We start from the raw sequence: 17862 nt of genomic DNA, 5'->3' as shown, positions 1-17862 counted from the left end.
GTTTCGCCTTATGAAAGGCAGACGAGCCCTGAGCCTCTCAGACGCACGGCCGGTGCGGTCGCGACGGGCCGCGCGTCAGGTAGTTCGATGCTCAGCCCCTCGGCTGACTGGCGGAAGGGCAGGGGGCCGGCGCCCAGCAATTCGACGGCCTCGATGTGTCCCGCTTGGGGCGTCAGGGCGCGCACGACCATCTTCCGGTCCTGCGGCCAGTCCAGCGCGAAAGCGTAAAGAATCTCGCCCTTGGTGGTGAAGCGGATGTCTTGGCCTGACCAGGGGCGCGCCGAGCTTTCGCGGTGCATGCCGGCGACGACCGCCGTCGGACCCTCGCCATAGATGCGCCAGGGACGGGTGTCGAAGATCGCCTCGCCATTGACCTTCATCCAGGTGGCGATTTCCGTCAGGATCTGGCGCTCGTCGCTGTCGATCGAGCCATCCCCGCGCTGGGGGATGTTCAGCATCAGATTGCCGTTCTTGGACACGACGTCGACCAGGCGCTGGATCACGCTATGGGCCGGGACATAGAAGTGGTTGGTGTAACGGGCCCGGTTATAGTGCCAGTCGCCGATACAGGTGTCGGTCTGCCAGGGCTCCGGCCGCAAGCGATCCGAGAAGCCGCGCTCGACTGTTTCCACAATGCCCCTGCGCTGTCTCTCGTCCAGCTTCTTGCCGTTGACCACGGGCAGTTCGCCGCGCCACCCCAGCGAGGCGTTGTAGAACTCGGCCGTCGCCTCCAGGCCGTACTGCCCCAAAGGCAGGCCGGTGTTGTCGAAATAGACCATGTCCGGCCGGTATTTGTGGATCAGCTCACGCTGACGCGCGACCCAGGAGCGGACGAAGGCGGGGTTGTTCTCTGGCGGCGTTTCGATCCACTGGCCATCGCGCGCGTCGTGCCAGGCGTCCATTTCCTGGGCCGAGGCGATGCCGTCGGGCGGCGCGAAGGTCGGACCCGTATAAAGCTCTTGCGGGTCCAGGCCGTCCCACCATTTGCCGACGCCGTCCGCCTTGGTCAGTCGTGCGGCGTCGTATCGCACGCCCTTCATCGGTCCCTCGGCGTCATAGCCGTAGGCGGTCTGCCACCAGTGCCAGGCATGGGCGGAGTGGTTGGATACGGCGAAACGCAGTCCCCGCGCCCGCACCGCCTGTTCCCAGGTTCCGACGATGTCGCGCCTGGGTCCTACCCGCATGACGTTCCATGCGTGGTGGGAGCTGTCGAACAGGTCCAGATTATCGTGGTGGTTGGCCATCGACATGATGTAGCGGGCGCCTGCCGCCTGATAGAGGTCCAGCAGATCTTCCGGGTCCCACCGGTCAGCCTTCCACTGGTCTATGAATTCCATGAAACCATAGCGGCTGGGGTGGCCGTAGGTCGCCAGGTGATGATCGTAGAAGGGATCGCCCTGCATATACATCTTGCGGCCATACCAGTCGCCGAACTCCGGCACGCACTGCGGCCCCCAGTGCGACCAGATGCCGAACTTGGCGTCCCTGAACCACTCCGGCGTCTTGTAGCCCGCCGCCAGACTGTCCCACGTCGGCTTGAACGGACCGGTCGTCGGGGCGTCCGGCATGGTGGCGCACGCGCCGAGCATGGAGACCGAGGCGCCGACGCCCAGAAACCCGCGTCGCGAAAGGGTCATGCCGGTTCTCCATAGACGACGCCGCGCCCGTCGGTGGCCACATAGACACGGCCGAAAACGCGGGGATCGCCGGCGATGGCCCGGAAGCGCCGGCCGTATTCATGGCGGGCGTCATTGACGCGAATCCAGGACCGGCCCTTGTCGTCCGACCGGAAGACGCCGCGCACATCGCCCCGCGTTCCGATGGCGAACAGGGCGGGATATGCGGAGCCGGCGGGCGGCTTGCCGAAGTCCATCATCTCCACGTTCAGTCCCCCGTCGATCCGCTCGAACCGCTGACCGCCGTCACGGCTGTTGAAGAGGCCGCTTTTCGACACGAACCACAGGTCGCCGTCGTGATCGGGCGTCGCCTTCAGCGGAAAGGCGATCTCGCGCCAGGTCGGTCGATCCTCGGCGCTGGTCGCGGGCAGGCCGGTCGACGGCACGGCGGCGAAGCTCTCGGCGCCGTCGACGCTGACGTACCAGACGCCGGTGCGGAAATCCAAGGCGTAGAACAGCATCGCATCCTTGCGATCGGCGAGGGGTCTCAGCAGCGACGGCAGGCCCGCGCACGTCTTCCAGGTCTTGCCGCGGTCGCGCGACCAGACCACCAGCGGCGTCGCCAGAACGAAGGTCGATCCGTCCGCCGACACCATGATCGGCGCGTCGCGATACAGGTCCATGCGGGGATTGTCGGCGACGACGGCCGCTTCGCCCGAGACCGGGCGCGCGCGACCCAGCGGCTTCCAGCTCAGGCCCGCATCGTCCGACCAGGCCAAGGTCGAGCCGTCGTGGCCCTCCGAGGCGACGCTCTCGTGCGGCGTGCCGCTGCGCACCACGATGTCGGGGGCGGCGCCCGCATAGTCGATCTGATTGGTGTTGGCGAAGACGGGGGTGGTGAACTGGCGTCTTGGCGAGCGGTTCAGGTCTTCGTGGGCGAAGCCGGAGATGTCGCCGAAGCCGGTCAGCAGTTGCGGACCCTTGGGCGGGCTGACCAGGGTGATGACGGCCGTCTGTTCGATCCCCTCGACCCAAGGGGTCCAGTCGGTCGGCCGATTGCGGTCGGCGGCGGACAGGTTGCGTGTCTCATAGACCGTGGCGCCGGTGGCGTAGACCAGCCGGTCGCTGTCGAACGGATCCAGCGCAAGGGCGGCGATCCACCAGCCGAAGTCGGGCTTGTCGTTGCCCCAGTTCAGATAGGGCGTCGCGCTGACGTCGTGACGGGCCTTTTCCCGCAGGCTGGTCCAGCTGCGGCCGTCGTCGGTGCTGCGCCAAATGGTGTCGCCGGGCTGCCAGCGGTTCAGGGTCGAGACCATGATGACGCCCGACCGCTTGCGATCCACCGCCACGCCCATGAAGCCGCCCCCCTGTGCGGTCTGGGGACGGGGCGGGCTGATGTCGCTCCAGGCGCCGGTGTTGGTGTCCAGCCGCCAGACCGCGCCGTCCGTCACGCCGTTCGGTCCGATGCCCAGGGTGCAGGTGACATAGAGCACGCCCCGGTCGTCCAGCTCCGCCTTGGCCGCCGACAGCTCGTGGCGCGGTCCGCCCTCGACCGGCCGCCACGTCCGACCGGCGTCGTCGGAGCGATACAGGGCGTGTTCGTGCAGATCGGCGACCCCGACGAACAGGGTGCGGGACGCCTGGCCGCCCTGGCCGCTGCGCGGATCGAAGACGACGAAACTGAGCCCGCCGTGGGTGCTGCGGTCGGTGGGCGCGCCCAGACCTTTCAGGGGGAAGCTGTCCACCTTGCGCCAGCTTGCGCCGCCGTCGGTCGAGCGTTGCAGCCCGTCGTGGCGCGATCCGAAGTACAGGAAGCGGTTGTCGTTCGGGTCGATCGCCAGCCGTTCGCCAAGCCCGCGTCCATCCTCGTTGCCGCCCATTCGGAAGGGTACGTCGGTTCTGATCCAGGTCGCGCCACGGTCGGTCGAGCGCAGCATGGCGCCGGGATCGCCCCGGTGAACCCCGACCGCCGCATGGACGATATTCGGATCGACGGGATCGGCGGCGATGCTCTCGATGCCGAAATCGCCGGACAGAGGGCTCGAATCCATCAGCGGCGCCCAGCGACCGGCGGCGGCATCGAAACGATAGGCGCCGCCCATGTCCGAGCGTGCATAGGCCAGGCCGCGCTCGACGGGGCTGAAGATGATGCCGGGAATAAAGCCGCCCGCGCCGACCACGACGTTGCGCCAGACATAGGGTGCGGCGTCCTGCGCCCTGGCCCTGGAGGCTGTCGCCAGTCCGCCGACAGCGAAGGCCAGCATTCCGGCCGTGCGTCGCGTCACGCCTGTCGCCATTACCGTCTCTCCCTCATCGGAGGCGTTATCCCGCCTCTCAATGTTAGCGCTAGCATAGGCAGTTGACATGATTGTCACAGGTGCATCAAGTTGCGTCTGTAAAAATCAAGGCGTCGATCAACGACGTGATGGGAGCGAACCTCGGGTTCAAATGGATTTCGCCGCTTTCAGCGCGCGAGACGATGTCTTGATTTTTGCGCCCTGAGCGAACTTCCGGCGCGATCCGAGTGGTCGCGCCGGGTTTTTCGTCACATAGTTTTCGCCGCCACACTGACGGACATAGACATGACCCTGCGCATCCCGACATCTCGCCGTAGCGCCGTTTCCGCCCTTGCATTGGGCGTCGCGCTCGCGACCGGCGCTTGCGCCACGACGGACTCGACACGTTTGGCGCCGGTTCAGGCCGTGACGGCCCAGGCGTCGATCGTTACGAACAGCACACGCGCCCATCCCGACCTGTGGCCGCATGCCGCCTCCCCGGCGGCGATGAGCGATGCTAAGACCGAGGCCTTTGTCACCGAACTGATGAGCCGGATGACGCTGGATGAAAAGGTCGGTCAGACGATCCAGGCCGACATCGCCTCCATCAAGCCCGAAGACCTGCTGACCTACCCGCTGGGGTCCATCCTGGCGGGCGGCAACTCCTCGCCCGGCGGCGACGAGCGCGCCTCGGCCCAGAAGTGGGTCGAGCTGGCCCAGGCCTTCCGCGCGGCGGCGGCCCAACGTCCGGGCGCCAAGATCCCGCTGATCTACGGCATCGACGCGGTGCACGGGCACAACAACATCGTCGGCGCGACCATCTTTCCGCACAACGTCGGCCTGGGCGCCGCGCGCGATCCCGACCTGATCCGCCGCATCGGCGAGGCGACCGCCCTTGAAGTGGCGGTGACGGGCGCCGACTGGACCTTCGGCCCGACCCTGGCGGTGCCCCAGGACGACCGCTGGGGCCGCGCCTTCGAAGGCTATGCGGAGAACCCGGAGGTGGCCCAGAGCTACGCCGGGCCCATGACCCTGGGACTGCAGGGGACGCTGTCGCCCGACCATCCGCTGACGGCCGGCCATATCGCCGGCTCGGCCAAACACTTCCTGGCCGATGGCGGCACGACCGGCGGCAAGGACCAGGGCGACTTCGCCGGGTCCGAACAGGAACTGATCCGCACCCATCTGTCAGGCTATCCCCAGGCCATCGACGCCGGCATTCTGTCGATCATGGCCAGCTTCTCCAGCTGGAACGGCGTCAAACACTCGGGCAACGAGACCATTCTAACCGACGTGCTGCGCGGTCCGCTGGGCTTCGATGGCTTCGTCGTGTCGGACTGGAACGCCCACGGCCAGCTGCCCGGCTGCTCCAACGAAAGCTGCGCCTTGGCCTTCAACGCCGGCATCGACATGTTCATGGCGCCCGACAGCTGGAAGCCCCTTTACGAAAATACCCTGGCGCAGGTGAAGTCGGGCGAAATCCCGATGGCTCGCCTGGACGAAGCGGTGCGCCGCATCCTGCGCGTCAAGGTCAAGACCGGCCTGTTCAACGACAGCCGCCCGGTCGAGGGGCGTCTGAACGAACTGGGCTCGCCCGCTCACCGCGCCCTGGCGCGCGAGGCGGTGCGCAAGTCGCTGGTGCTGCTGAAGAACGAGGGATCGGTCCTGCCGATCCGCTCGGGCGCGCGGGTGCTGGTCGCGGGCCACGCCGACGACATCGGTCAGGCCTCGGGCGGCTGGACCCTGACGTGGCAGGGCACGGGCAACTCCAACGCCGACTTCCCCAACGGCAAGTCGATCTGGGGCGGCATCCAGGAAGCGGTCGCCGCCGGCGGCGGCCAAGCGACCCTCAGCGCCGACGGGTCCTTCACCCAGAAGCCGGACGTCGCCATCGTCGTCTTCGGCGAGACCCCCTATGCCGAGTTCCAGGGCGATGTGGATACGTTGGACTTCCTGCCGACCGAACCGCTGGAGACGCTGAAGCGTCTGAAGGCGGCGGGCATTCCGACGGTGTCGGTCTTCCTGTCAGGCCGTCCGATGTGGACCAACCCCGAGATCAATGCCTCCGACGCCTTCGTCGCCGCCTGGCTGCCGGGCACGGAAGGGGCCGGCGTCGCAGACGTCCTGATCGGCGATGCGGCGGGCAAGCCGCGCAACGACTTTACCGGAACTCTGTCCTTCAGCTGGCCCAAGACCGCCAAGGGCGAGCCGCTGAACGTCGGTCAGCCCGGCTATGATCCTCAGTTCGCCTATGGCTACGGCCTGACCTATGCGCGCAACGCCCGCGTCGGCGCCCTGTCGGAAGACAGCGGCGTGGTCGGGTCCGGCAGCAATCTGGATCGCTACTTCGTCGATGGCCGCTTCGTCGCGCCCTGGTCGCTGATGCTGCGCGATGCCGGCGGCGAGTTCCGCCTGGGCTCCGAAAAGACCGGCGCCAGTCCGCGCGGCGGCGTTTCGGTGCGCTCCACCGACGGCGCCGGCCAGGAATCGGCGCGCGCCCTGACCTTCTCGCAGGGCGGGGGACAGGCCCTGATCGCGGCGCAGCCGGTCGATCTGACACGCCAGTCGAACGGCGAGATGGCCGTCGCCTTCCGCTACCGCGTGGACGCCCGTGCCAAGGGACCGGTCTTCCTGACCCTGGGCGCAGGGTCGGTGGATATCTCCAGCCTGATCGCCGCAGCGCCCGTCGGTGAATGGCGTACGCTGAAGGTGCGTCTGTCGTGCCTGCGCGATCGCGGCTCCGACATCGCCGCCGTCGACCAACCTTGGGGCCTGCGCACCAACGCCGACTTCGCCGTCACCGTCGAGGACATCCGCCTGGCGTCGAACGAGGGCGACGCCGTCTGCCCAACGCAGTAGGCTGGGTTTGCCAAAGGGGGAACCGGCCGCATGACCAATGCTGAACTGAGCGTGGCCTTCTTCCTGCAGATGGCGATCATCATTGCCGCCTGCCGCATCGTGGGCTGGCTGGCCAAACGCTACCTTGGCCAGCCGCAGGTGGTGGGCGAGATGATCGCCGGAGTGATTCTCGGGCCATCGCTGTTTGGCCTGTTGGCGCCCGATCTTCAGGCGGCCCTGTTCCCCAAGGAGTCGCGGTCGATCCTGTTCGTCGGCGCCCAATTGGGCGTCGGCCTCTATATGTTTCTGGTCGGGCTGGGCTTCCGTCGCGATCACTTCAGGGCCAATGCGAAGAGCGCCGCCGCCGTGTCGCTGGCGGGCATGGCGGCGCCCTTCCTGGTCGCTGTCGCCCTTGCGCCCTGGCTGGTCGCCGAGGGTCTGTTCGGGCCGGGCATCCAGACCTGGCAGGCCATGCTGTTCATGGGCGCGGCCATCTCGATCACCGCCTTTCCCATGCTGGCGCGCATCATCCATGAGCGGGGGCTCAGCGGCACGCGGTTGGGTTCGTTGTCGCTGGCGGCGGGCGCCATCGACGACGCCGGCGCCTGGTGCGTTCTGGCCATCGTCCTGGCCAGCTTCGGCGCGGGACCGATGGTGGCGGTGACAGCCATCGCGGGGGGCGGCGCCTTCGCCCTGTTCATGCTGACGCTGGGGCCGAAGATGTTGGCCCCATTGGGACGGATCGCCGAACGGGAAGGGCGGCTCAGCCCGACAGTGCTGGGGATCGTGCTGATCCTGTTCATGCTCAGCGCCTGGGCCATGGACGCGGTGGGTATTCACGCCGTCTTCGGCGGCTTCATCCTGGGCGTCGCCATGCCGCGCGGCTTGCTGAGCGACGAGGTCAAGCGTCAACTCGAGCCGTTCGCCGTGCTGGTGCTGCTGCCGATGTTCTTCACCTTCTCCGGCCTGAACACCCAGCTGACCATGGTCAACAGCCTGGGGTTGCTGGCCGTCACCATCGTCATCCTGCTGGGCTCCATCCTGGCCAAGGGCGGCGCCTGCTGGGCCGCCGCCCGCCTGACGGGTCAGGACAACGCCACGGCCATGGGCATCGGCGCCCTGATGAACGCGCGCGGCCTGATGGAGCTGATCATCATCAACATCGGCCTGCAAAAGGGGGTCATCGGCCCGGCCCTGTTCTCCATCCTGGTGCTGATGGCCATCATTACCACCCTGATGGCCTCGCCCCTGTTCGAGTGGGTTTACGGCAGAAAGGCGAGGGCTTGCGGCGAGCTGGGGCAGGTCACCGAGGCCGACGATGTTGCGCCCGTACGCGCATGAAGAACTGCCCTTAAACCAAGGACTGAAGTCGATGAACCGCGCACCTATCCGAAGTCTGGCGCTGATCGCGGCGCTTGTCGGCGCACCGATGATGACGAGCGCTCAGACGGTGGATTCAAGGGTGATTTCGGTCGATGTCGGCGGCCCCTCCACGCCCCGCGACCGGATGGCGGAACTGTCGGTTGGGGCCGACTATCCCGGCACGACGATCCGGCCCGAGGCGCTGGCGCAGCTGAAGACGGCGCGTGATGAGCTGGGTTTTCGCTACATTCGCTTTCACGACATCTTCCACGACGACATGGGGGTCTATCGCGAGGTCGACGGACGCGCCGTTTATGACTGGACCCGGATCGACCATCTCTACGACAGCTTTTTGGCGATGGGCATCAAGCCCTTCATCGAACTGGGCTTCACTCCCGATGCGATGAAGACATCGGAGCAGACGCTCTTCTACTGGAAGGGCAACACCTCGCATCCGCAGCCCGAAAAATGGACGGGCCTGATCGACGCCTTCGTGCGGCATCTGATCGAACGATACGGAATCGATGAGGTGCGGTCGTGGTATTTCGAGTTCTGGAACGAGCCGAACCTGGATGGCTTCTGGGAGCGTGCGGATCAGGCGGCCTATTTTGACTACTATGTCCGCACCGCCCGGACGATCAAGGCGATCGATCCGGCCCTGCGCGTCGGCGGGCCGTCCACGGCCGGAGCCGCGTGGGTTCCAGAGTTCCTTGCCTATGCGCAGCAGCATGACGCGGCCGTCGATTTCGTCACCACCCATACCTATGGCGTTGAGGGCGGGTTCCTGGACGAGAAAGGCGAGGGGGACAACAAGCTCTCGCGCAATCCTGACGCCGTGATCGCCGATGTGCGCAAGGTCCGGGCCGAGATCGAGGCTTCGGCCCAGCCGGGCCTGCCGCTGTTCTTCACCGAGTGGAGCACCAGCTACAATCCGCGCGATCCGATCCATGACGACTATCTCGGCGCGTCCTACATCCTGACCAAGCTGCGTCAGAGCGAGGGTCTGGCGCAGGGCATGAGCTACTGGGCCTATAGCGACCTGTTCGAGGAGCCGGGGCCGCAAACCAGGCCGTTCGACGGCGGCTTCGGGCTGATGACCCCACAGGGCGTGCGCAAGCCGACCTGGTTCGCCTACAAATATCTGAACAGCCTTGGCGACCGCGAACTGCCGACCGGCGACGATCAGAGCATCGCGGCCATGCAGGGTGATAAGGTTCAGGTTCTGGCCTGGCGCTACGAACTGCCGGACCAGCCGATCAGCAACCGACCCTTCTTCCGCCAGGTGCGAGAGCCGGCGGCGGCGGCCCCTTTGCGGATCGAGATGCGAGGGTTGCGTCCCGGCGTCCACACCGCCAGCCTCCGCCGCGTCGGATTCAAGGCCAACGACGCCTACACCGCCTATCTGGAAATGGGCGCGCCGGCGGCGCTGAGCGAAGAGCAGCTCAAAACCCTGCAAGCCCTCACCCTGGACCAAGCCGAAACCCTCATGGTCACGGCGCGTACGGACGGAACGGCCCAGGTGGAGATTCCCATGCGCGTCCACGATGTGGTCATGGTCGAGATGGACGCGTCGCTGGGGCGTTGACCCGAGCGACCAATGTAAGCCAAAGCCATCGCAAGTGGTGGACGTGCCTTGATGAGCGTGCTGCTGTCCCTTCTGTGACTGACCACCAGAATCCCCGCCGCAACCACACCATGGGCGACATCGCGCGTCTCGCCGGTGTTTCGCCGATGACGGTGTCGCGCGTCGTCAATGGCGATGCGCGGGTGCGCGAGGCGACGCGTGAGCGGGTCGAGGCGATCATACGGGAAACCGGCTATGTTCCCGATCCGGCGGCACGAATCCTGGCGCGGGCCGGGGGTGGGCGGATCGGCCTTCTCTACGCCAACCCGTCCAGCGCCTATCTGGCCGAGCTGCTGTCAGGTGCCTTGGACGGGGCGCGGTCGGTGGGGCTGTTGCTGCTGATCGAGCCATCGCGGCCGGGCGCGCCGGACGAGGAGCGTGAGGCCGTGCAGAGGCTGGCGGCCGGCGGGGCGCAAGGCGTTATCGTGCCGCCGCCGCTGGGCGAATCGGCGGCGACCCTGGACGCGATCGCCCAGAGCGGGATGAAGGCCGTGGTTCTGGCGGCGCCCGCGCTGCGGGACGGCCTGATCTCCCTACGGGTGGATGATCAGGGCGCGGCGCATGAGATGGCGCGGCATCTGCTGGACTTGGGTCACCGCGCCATCGGCTTCGTAGAAGGCCATCCCGACCAGAGCGCCAGCGCCGATCGCCGCCACGGCGCCCAGGCCGCCGTCAATGCGGTGAAGGGTGCGACGATGTGGGCCGAAGCGGGCGACTTCACCTATCGATCGGGCTTCGAGGCGGGACAGCGGCTTCTGGCGCGTTCGCCGCGACCCACCGCCATCTTCGCCAGCAACGACGACATGGCCGCCGGCGTTCTGGCGGCGGTTCATGCGGCGGGGCTGTCGACCCCGGGGGACATTTCTGTGGCCGGTTTCGACGATACCTACCTGGCCGCCAGCGTCTGGCCGACCCTGACGACGATCCGCCAACCGGTCGCCGAAATGGCGCGTTCGGCCGCAGTCATCCTGGGGCGGGGAGGAGAAGCTGACGGCCCCGTTGCCCACGACTTCATCGCCCGCGAAAGCACGGCCTCTCCAAGCGATTGACATCCACGTCTCGCTAAAAGATGTTAGCGCTAACACGTCCGAGAGCGTGGGGAGGATGAGATTTGTTGCTTGCCGATTGCCTGCCGGCGGACTGGCGCGACGCGCGTCTGCTGGGACGCGTGCTGACCGAGGCCGGTCCCTCGCCTGTGCTGGCGCGAGGCGGCCGGCTCTATGATCTTTCGAACCAGGTCGCCATGACGGCCCAGGCGGTCGCGTTGGACGGTCTGGACAGCGCAGGCGTGGACCTTGGCCCGCTGGACGAACTCACTGTCGCCTCAGCCTGGTCGTCTGATGCGGCAGACATCCGCCTGCTGTCGCCGCTGGATCTGCAATGCATCAAGGCCTCGGGCGTGACCTTCGCGGTGTCGGCTCTGGAACGGGTGATCGAGGAGCGAGCGCGCGGCGATGCCGATGCAGCGAACGCCGTACGCCAGTCCATCCTCGACCGGATCGGCGGCGACCTGAAGGACCTGCGCCCCGGCTCGGAACAGGCTGAAGCCGTCAAGGCTCAGCTGATCGCCGAGGGCCTGTGGTCGCAATATCTCGAAGTCGCCATCGGCCAATACGCCGAAATCTTCACCAAGGCGCCCGTGCTGGCCTCGGTCGGCTGGGGCGCGGAGGTCGGGGTGCGGGCGGATTCGGCTTGGAACAACCCTGAGCCCGAGGTCGTCGTCGTCTGCGACCCGTCCGGTCGCCCGGTTGGCGCCGGTCTGGGCAACGACGTCAATTTGCGCGACATCGAAGGCCGCTCTGCCCTGTTGCTGGGCAAGGCCAAGGACAACAACGCCTCAGCCTCGGTCGGCCCCTTCATCCGCCTGTTCGATGAGGGCTTCTCTATGGATGACGTGCGCGCGGCCACCGTGCGCCTGGAGGTCGAAGGGGACGACGGTTTCGTCATGACGGGCGAAAGCTCGATGAAGCTGATCAGCCGAGATCCCGAGGAATTGGTGCGCCAGACCCTTAGCGCCCACCAGTATCCCGACGGCTTCGCCCTTTACCTGGGCACCATGTTCGCCCCGATCGAGGATCGCGACGCACCAGGCAAGGGCTTCACGCACAGGATCGGGGACCGGGTGCGTGTCTCGTCCGAAAAGCTGGGCGTGCTGGAGAACATCGTCGCGACCTGCGACCAGGCCCCGCCCTGGAAGTTCGGGGTCATGGAACTGATGCGCAATCTGGCCGGTCGCGGCCTGCTGGGAGCCACCGCATGAGCGGCGCAATCTATCCGTCGTTGAGGGATCGTCTGGTCGTCGTCACCGGCGGCGGCTCCGGGATCGGCGCGGGCTTCACCGAAGCCTTTGCACGCCAGGGCGCCCGCGTCGTCTTCTTCGACATCGCCGAGGCGGACTCCAAGGCTTTGGAGGCGTCGCTGTCCGAACTGTCGCCGGCTCCAACCTTCCGTCAATGCGACCTGATGGACGTGTCCGCCTTGCAGACCTGCCTGGCCCAGATCGTCGCAGAACATGGTCCCATCGACGTCCTCATCAACAACGCCGCCAATGACGATCGTCATACGCTGGCGGAGGTGACGCCCGACTACTGGGACAACCGGATCAATGTGAATCTGCGTCACCTCTATTTCGCGGCGCAGTCCGTGGTGACGGGCATGCGCGAACAGGGGCGGGGCGTCATCATCAACCTCGGCTCGATCAGCTGGCATCTGGGCCTGCCCGACCTGTCGCTTTACGAGACCGCCAAGGCGGGCATCGAAGGCATGACGCGCGCCCTGGCGCGAGAGCTGGGCGGCGATGGCGTGCGGGTCGTCTGCATCGTGCCCGGCAACGTCCAGACCCCGCGCCAGATGAAATGGTACACGCCGGAAGGCGAAGCCGAGATCGTGGCGGCGCAATGCCTGCCAGGTCGGTTGCAGCCACAAGACGTCGCCGCGCTCGGCCTGTTCCTGGCGTCTGACGATGCACGATTGATGACAGGCCACGAGTATTTCGTGGACGCCGGCTGGCGTTAGGGTTTTCTGATTTCACGCCCGCGTCAGACGGGCTTTCGGAGGGAATATCGAGATGGCAGGACCGACGGGGGGCTCGGGCCCCGACATTGCGGGCGCCGACCGCGTCAACATGGCGTTCATCGCCCTGATCGTGGCGGTGGCCACGATCGGCGGCTTCATGTTCGGCTATGATTCCGGCGTCATCAACGGCACCCAGGACGGGCTGGAGACGGCTTTCAACCTGTCGGCGCTGGGCACGGGCTTCAACGTCGGCGCCATTCTGCTGGGCTGCGCCGTCGGCGCCTTCATCGCGGGACGCCTGGCGGACGCCATCGGCCGCCGCACGGTGATGCAGATCGCCGCCGGTCTGTTCATTATCTCGGCTTTCTGGGCAGGCGCGGCCGACAGCTCGGCCCACTTCATAATCGCCCGCTTTATCGGCGGCCTGGGGGTCGGCGCGGCCTCAGTCCTGTCGCCGGCCTACATCTCCGAAGTGACACCGGCCTCGATCCGCGGCCGACTGTCCTCGGTGCAGCAGATCATGATCATCACCGGCCTGACCGGCGCCTTCGTGGCCAACTACGCCCTCGCCAAGACCGCCGGAGGATCGACAGCGGAGTTCTGGCTGGGCTTCCCCGCCTGGCGCTGGATGTTCTGGCTGCAGGTCATCCCCGCCGCCGTCTATCTGATCGCCCTTCTGGTCATCCCAGAAAGCCCGCGCTTCCTGGTGGTCAAGAAGAAGGACGCCCAGGCCGAAGCGGTGCTGTCGAAACTGTTCGGTGCGGGCGCCGGTGCGCGCAAGGTCCAGGAAATCCGCGCCTCCCTGGCCGCCGATCACAAGCCCAAGTTCGCGGACTTGCTTGACCCCGCGACCAAGAAGGTGCGCCCCATCGTCTGGGCCGGCCTGATCCTGGCGGTGTTCCAGCAACTGGTCGGCATCAACATCGTCTTCTACTACGGCGCGGTGTTGTGGCAGTCGGTCGGCTTCTCCGAGAACGACGCGCTTCAGATCAACATCCTGTCCGGCGTCCTGTCGATCGCCGCCTGTCTGGCGGCCATTTCGGTCATCGACAAGATCGGCCGTAAGCCGCTGCTGCTGATCGGTTCGGCTGGAATGTTCGTGACTCTGGCTGTCGTCGCCTGGTGCTTCTCCAAGGCTGCCCTGATCGACGGATCGCTGCATCTAGACGACAACACTGGCCTGATCGCCCTGATCGCGGCCAACGCCTATGTCGTCTTCTTCAACTTTAGCTGGGGCCCGGTGATGTGGGTCATGCTGGGCGAGATGTTCCCCAACCAGATGCGCGGTTCGGCCCTTGCCGTCGCCGGCTTCGCCCAGTGGATCGCCAACTTCGCCATCTCGGTCAGCTTCCCCTGGATGGCGGCGACCCTGGGTCTCGTGATCACCTACGGCTTCTATGCGGTCAGCGCCCTGATCTCCTTCTTCCTGGTCCAGGCTTGGGTGAAGGAAACGCGCGGACGCGAACTGGAAGACATGACGGGCTGATTTCCGGCTCCGAAATACCCATCTCCCCGAAACGGGCGGCGCTCCCCCGCCGCCCGTCAGCCTTATGAAAAGGACTTTCCATGACCGACACGCTTGAACTTTCGCACTGGATCGGCGGCGAGAAGGTCGCGGGCGCCTTTGCGGGCGAGAGCCTGAATCCGTCTGACACGCGCGATATCGTGGCTCGGACGCCGAAGGGCGGCGCCGCTGACGTGGATCAGGCCGTTCAGGCGGCACGCGCCGCCTTCCCCGGCTGGTCCGACGCCTCGCCGGAAGTGCGCTTCGACGTGCTGGACAAGGCCGGGTCTCTGATCATGGAACGCGCGGCCCAGATCGGTCGCCTCTTGGCTCGCGAAGAGGGCAAGACCCTGCCCGAAGGGATCGGCGAGACCATGCGCGCCGCCCGCATCCTGAAGTATTTCGCCGGCGAGGCGCTTCGCGTCCACGGCCAGAACCTGGCCTCGACCCGTCCGGGCGTCGAGATCCAGACCTATCGTCAGGCCGTCGGCGTCTTCGGCCTGATCACCCCCTGGAACTTTCCCATCGCCATCCCGGCCTGGAAGATCGCCCCGGCCATCGCCTTCGGCAACACCGTCGTGATCAAGCCCGCCGGCCCGACGCCGGCCACGGCCGAGGCCCTGATCGCCATCCTGCATGAGGCCGGCCTGCCCAAGGGCGTGGTGAACATGGTCATCGGCGACGGCGACGTGGGCCGCGCCATCGTGGCCCATCCGGGCATCGACGGCATCAGCTTCACCGGCTCCCAGGCCGTGGGCGCGGGCGTGGCCGAGGGCGCGGTCAAGCGCCAGGCGCGGGTCCAGCTGGAGATGGGCGGCAAGAATCCGCTGATCGTTCTGGACGACGCCGATCTGGAGCGGGCCGTGAACATCGCCCTGGACGGCAGCTTCTTCGCCACAGGCCAGCGCTGCACCGCCTCCAGCCGCCTGATCGTTCAGGACGGCATCCACGACCGCTTCGTCGCCGCCCTGGCCGAGAAGGTCGCGGCGCTGCGCGTCGGTCATGCCCTGGATTCCAACACCCAGATGGGCCCGGCGGTGACGGAGGCCCAGCGCGAGGTCTCCTACAAATACATCGACATCGCCCGCGAAGCCGGCGGCCGGATCGTCACCGGCGGCGAGCGCCTGACCTTCGACGCCCCCGGCTGGTACGTGCAGCCGACGCTGATCGCCGACACCGCCGCCAACGCGCGCATCAACAATGAAGAGGTCTTCGGCCCCGTCGCCTCGACCATCCGCGTCGCCACCTACGAGGAGGCCCTGACCGTCGCCAACGGCGTCGAGTTCGGCCTGTCGGCGGGCATCGTCACCCAGTCGCTGAAACACGCCCGCGACTTCCAGAAGAACGCCCGGGCCGGCATGACCATGGTCAATCTGGCCACGGCCGGCGTCGACTATCACGTGCCGTTCGGCGGCTCGAAGAAGTCCAGCTACGGTTCGCGAGAGCAGGGCTTCGCGGCGGTGGAGTTCTACACCCAGATCAAGACCTCCTATTCGGCAAGCTGATCGATGAGCGCGCCGGAACTGATCTGGGATGTGCAGGCGGAGCTGGGCGAAGGCCCCGTCTGGGACGCTGCGCGCGGCGCGGTGTGGTTCGTCGACATCAAGGGACGAAAGCTGCACCGTTACACGCCCGCGACCGGCGAGAAACGGTCGTGGGATACGCCCGATCAGACCGGCTTTGCTCTACCGGCCGAGGACGGTTCGCTGATCTGCGGCGTGCGGGGCGGTCTGTATCGCTTCGACCCGGAGGAGGGCGACTTCTCGCGCTTTCAGCTTGTTGAGGAAGACCGGCCGCAGAACCGTCTGAACGACGGCTTCGTCGCGCCGGATGGCTCGCTGTGGTTCGGTTCGATGGACGACAGCGAACAGGTTGAGACCGGCGCGCTGTATCGCTGGTATCGGGGCGAGCTGACGCGGCACGACGACGGTTATGGCGTGACCAACGGTCCGTGCCTGAGCCCTGACGGACGCACCCTCTATCACCATGACACGCTGAAGAAGACCGTGCTGGCCTTCGATCACGCGGACGGTGCGATCTCCAACCGCCGCGTCTTCGCCGTGACCGAGGACGGCTATGCCGACGGCCCCAGCATGGATGCGGCGGGCGTGCTGCACGTCGGCCTGTTCAACGGCTGGGGCGTGGCGCGTTTCGCTCCGGACGGCACACGGATCGGCAAGATCGACGTGCCGGTCCAGACCGTGACCAAGGCGGCCTTCGGCGGCCCGAACCTGCGCGACCTCTATATGACTACGGCCTGGCTGGGGAATGCCGACAAGCGGGCCGAGCAGCCGACGCTGGGCGGGCTTTATCGCGTGCGCGTCGAGACGCCGGGCCTGCCGCAAAACCGGATCAAGCTGTGATCGCGCTTGAGGCCGGCGACTGGCGCGCCACCGTGGCACCGGAACTGGGCGGGTCCGTCCTGAGCCTGGATTGGCAGGGTCAGCCGGTGTTTCGATCCACGCCGGACGGTGCGACCGACATTCTGGAGACGGCCTGTTTTCCGTTGGTTCCCTACGCCAACCGGATCGCCGACGGTCGCTTCGTCTTTGAAGGGCGTTCGGTTCAGCTGCCAGTGCTTGATCGCTTCGCGCCCCATGCCATTCATGGCGATGGCTGGCTCTTGCCCTGGATGGTCGAAAACCAGACGGCCCGCCGGGTCGAGATGATCCTGGATTGGCTTGGCGGCCAAGACGGCTGGCCTTGGCCGTGGCGTGCGCGCCAGATTGTCGAACTGACCGACCAGGGTCTGACGATCACCCTGTCCTTCACAAACACCGGCGATGCGGTCATGCCTGCCGGGCTCGGTCTGCACCCCTATTTCCACCGCCACGCCGACAGCCGACTGATGCTGTCCGCAGAGGGCGTGTGGATCACTGACGCGCGGGAAATCCCCGAACGGCTGGCGCCGGTGCAAGAAATCTCGGATTGGTCTGACGGCCTAGCTCTGGCTGGTGCGCCGTTCGTCGATCACGCCTACGCCGGCTGGATGGGCGAGGCGAGGGTCGATGGTGGTGGTCGCCGGGTGACGCTCGGCGCCGAAGCGCCAGCCCGCTGGACCCAGATATACGCCCCCGTCGACGGCGACTTCTTCTGCGTAGAGCCCGTCACTCACCGCCCCGACGCCCACAATGCGCCAGATGGTGAAGACAGTGGCCTGGTTCGCCTGGAGCCGGGCGAAGTTCTGTCTCTGACCCTGAAAATCGGCGCGCGCAGCCTCTGATCCGCTGACGTTTAGCGCGCCTGCCTCTGTGCGCCGGGCAGGGTTGGCGAAATCGACCGTTTTCAGACGCGGACGAAGTGGGATGGATCGCCTGCTGATCCCTGTTCGGGCAGGCATGATGACGCACAGCATTATAGATCTTTTACGCGCCGCGCCCGGACTCGCATCGCGCGATTATGTCGCCCGGTGGTCTGTTCCCGCTCGAACTTGAGCGAGGAGGCCGGATTGGCCGATGTGATTTTTCTGGCGGTGGGTGCGGGGGCGTTCGCTGTCTTCGCCTTGCTGGCCACAGCGTTGAAACGGGTATGACGATGATCGCCATGCTCTGGGGGGCGGGGGCGCTGGTCGTCGCCGTTTATATGGTCGCGGCGCTGCCGCGGCCTGAGCGGTTCTGAGGAACCGGG

Annotated in this window: 12 protein-coding genes; 10 read left to right on the top strand and 2 right to left on the bottom strand. The window is 66.6% G+C overall.

What is annotated here, in order from left to right:
- Positions 1-8: 8 nt before the first annotated feature.
- Both LG306_RS14265 and LG306_RS14260 read right to left on the bottom strand, forming a co-directional pair.
- Entirely contained in the window at positions 9-1637 is a 1629-nt protein-coding gene (locus LG306_RS14265; protein WP_404415802.1) for an alpha-L-fucosidase, read from the bottom strand.
- A complete protein-coding gene (locus LG306_RS14260) occupies positions 1634-3913 on the bottom strand; it encodes a WD40/YVTN/BNR-like repeat-containing protein (RefSeq protein WP_404415799.1) in 2280 nt (759 codons plus the stop codon). Before LG306_RS14260 ends, LG306_RS14265 begins: the two co-directional genes overlap by 4 nt.
- 285 nt (positions 3914-4198) lie before the next feature.
- Here LG306_RS14260 and LG306_RS14255 point away from each other — a divergent pair, with 285 nt between their 5' ends.
- The 10 genes from LG306_RS14255 (at position 4199) to LG306_RS14210 (ending at position 17458) form a co-directional block, all read left to right on the top strand.
- Positions 4199-6751 (top strand): glycoside hydrolase family 3 protein, encoded by a 2553-nt coding sequence (locus LG306_RS14255; RefSeq protein WP_404415796.1) that lies wholly within the window; start codon positions 4199-4201, stop codon positions 6749-6751.
- 30 nt (positions 6752-6781) lie between these two features.
- Positions 6782-8071 carry a cation:proton antiporter gene (locus tag LG306_RS14250; protein ID WP_404415793.1) on the top strand — a complete coding sequence of 430 codons (1290 nt, stop codon included), beginning with the start codon at positions 6782-6784 and terminating at the stop codon, positions 8069-8071.
- A 31-nt stretch (positions 8072-8102) separates the two neighbouring features.
- Positions 8103-9677 (top strand): beta-xylosidase, encoded by a 1575-nt coding sequence (locus LG306_RS14245; RefSeq protein ID WP_404415790.1) that lies wholly within the window; start codon positions 8103-8105, stop codon positions 9675-9677.
- Positions 9678-9751: 74 nt separating this feature from the next.
- Positions 9752-10765, top strand: a complete 1014-nt coding sequence (locus LG306_RS14240) for a LacI family DNA-binding transcriptional regulator (RefSeq protein WP_404415788.1) — start codon at positions 9752-9754, stop codon at positions 10763-10765.
- Between the two features lie 62 nt (positions 10766-10827).
- Complete coding sequence (locus LG306_RS14235; RefSeq protein ID WP_404415785.1) at positions 10828-11976, top strand: fumarylacetoacetate hydrolase family protein; 1149 nt, start codon at positions 10828-10830, stop codon at positions 11974-11976.
- Positions 11973-12731 (top strand): SDR family NAD(P)-dependent oxidoreductase, encoded by a 759-nt coding sequence (locus LG306_RS14230; protein ID WP_404415782.1) that lies wholly within the window; start codon positions 11973-11975, stop codon positions 12729-12731. Before LG306_RS14235 ends, LG306_RS14230 begins: the two co-directional genes overlap by 4 nt.
- 52 nt (positions 12732-12783) lie before the next feature.
- Entirely contained in the window at positions 12784-14217 is a 1434-nt protein-coding gene (locus tag LG306_RS14225) for a sugar porter family MFS transporter (protein ID WP_404415779.1), read from the top strand.
- Between the two features lie 80 nt (positions 14218-14297).
- Complete coding sequence (locus LG306_RS14220) at positions 14298-15740, top strand: aldehyde dehydrogenase family protein (protein ID WP_404415776.1); 1443 nt, start codon at positions 14298-14300, stop codon at positions 15738-15740.
- A 3-nt stretch (positions 15741-15743) separates the two neighbouring features.
- Positions 15744-16598, top strand: coding sequence for an SMP-30/gluconolactonase/LRE family protein (locus tag LG306_RS14215; RefSeq protein ID WP_404415773.1), 855 nt, complete (start codon positions 15744-15746; stop codon positions 16596-16598).
- Positions 16595-17458 carry an aldose 1-epimerase gene (locus tag LG306_RS14210; protein WP_404415770.1) on the top strand — a complete coding sequence of 288 codons (864 nt, stop codon included), beginning with the start codon at positions 16595-16597 and terminating at the stop codon, positions 17456-17458. The genes LG306_RS14215 and LG306_RS14210 overlap by 4 nt, the downstream gene beginning before the upstream one ends.
- Positions 17459-17862: the final 404 nt, after the last annotated feature.

The sequence above is a fragment of the Brevundimonas vesicularis genome (genome assembly GCF_044807075.1).
GTDB classification, from domain to species: domain Bacteria; phylum Pseudomonadota; class Alphaproteobacteria; order Caulobacterales; family Caulobacteraceae; genus Brevundimonas; species Brevundimonas vesicularis_G.
This window is presented reverse-complemented; position numbering and strand designations above follow the sequence as displayed.

Coding starts and splice junctions, on each gene's coding strand:
- LG306_RS14215 (WP_404415773.1), top strand. CDS start 15,744: ATGAGCGCGCCGGAACTGATCTGGGATGTGCAGGCGGAGCTGGGCGAA.
- LG306_RS14260 (WP_404415799.1), bottom strand. CDS start 3,913: ATGGCGACAGGCGTGACGCGACGCACGGCCGGAATGCTGGCCTTCGCT.
- LG306_RS14250 (WP_404415793.1), top strand. CDS start 6,782: ATGACCAATGCTGAACTGAGCGTGGCCTTCTTCCTGCAGATGGCGATC.
- LG306_RS14225 (WP_404415779.1), top strand. CDS start 12,784: ATGGCAGGACCGACGGGGGGCTCGGGCCCCGACATTGCGGGCGCCGAC.
- LG306_RS14220 (WP_404415776.1), top strand. CDS start 14,298: ATGACCGACACGCTTGAACTTTCGCACTGGATCGGCGGCGAGAAGGTC.
- LG306_RS14265 (WP_404415802.1), bottom strand. CDS start 1,637: ATGACCCTTTCGCGACGCGGGTTTCTGGGCGTCGGCGCCTCGGTCTCC.
- LG306_RS14245 (WP_404415790.1), top strand. CDS start 8,103: ATGAACCGCGCACCTATCCGAAGTCTGGCGCTGATCGCGGCGCTTGTC.
- LG306_RS14230 (WP_404415782.1), top strand. CDS start 11,973: ATGAGCGGCGCAATCTATCCGTCGTTGAGGGATCGTCTGGTCGTCGTC.
- LG306_RS14255 (WP_404415796.1), top strand. CDS start 4,199: ATGACCCTGCGCATCCCGACATCTCGCCGTAGCGCCGTTTCCGCCCTT.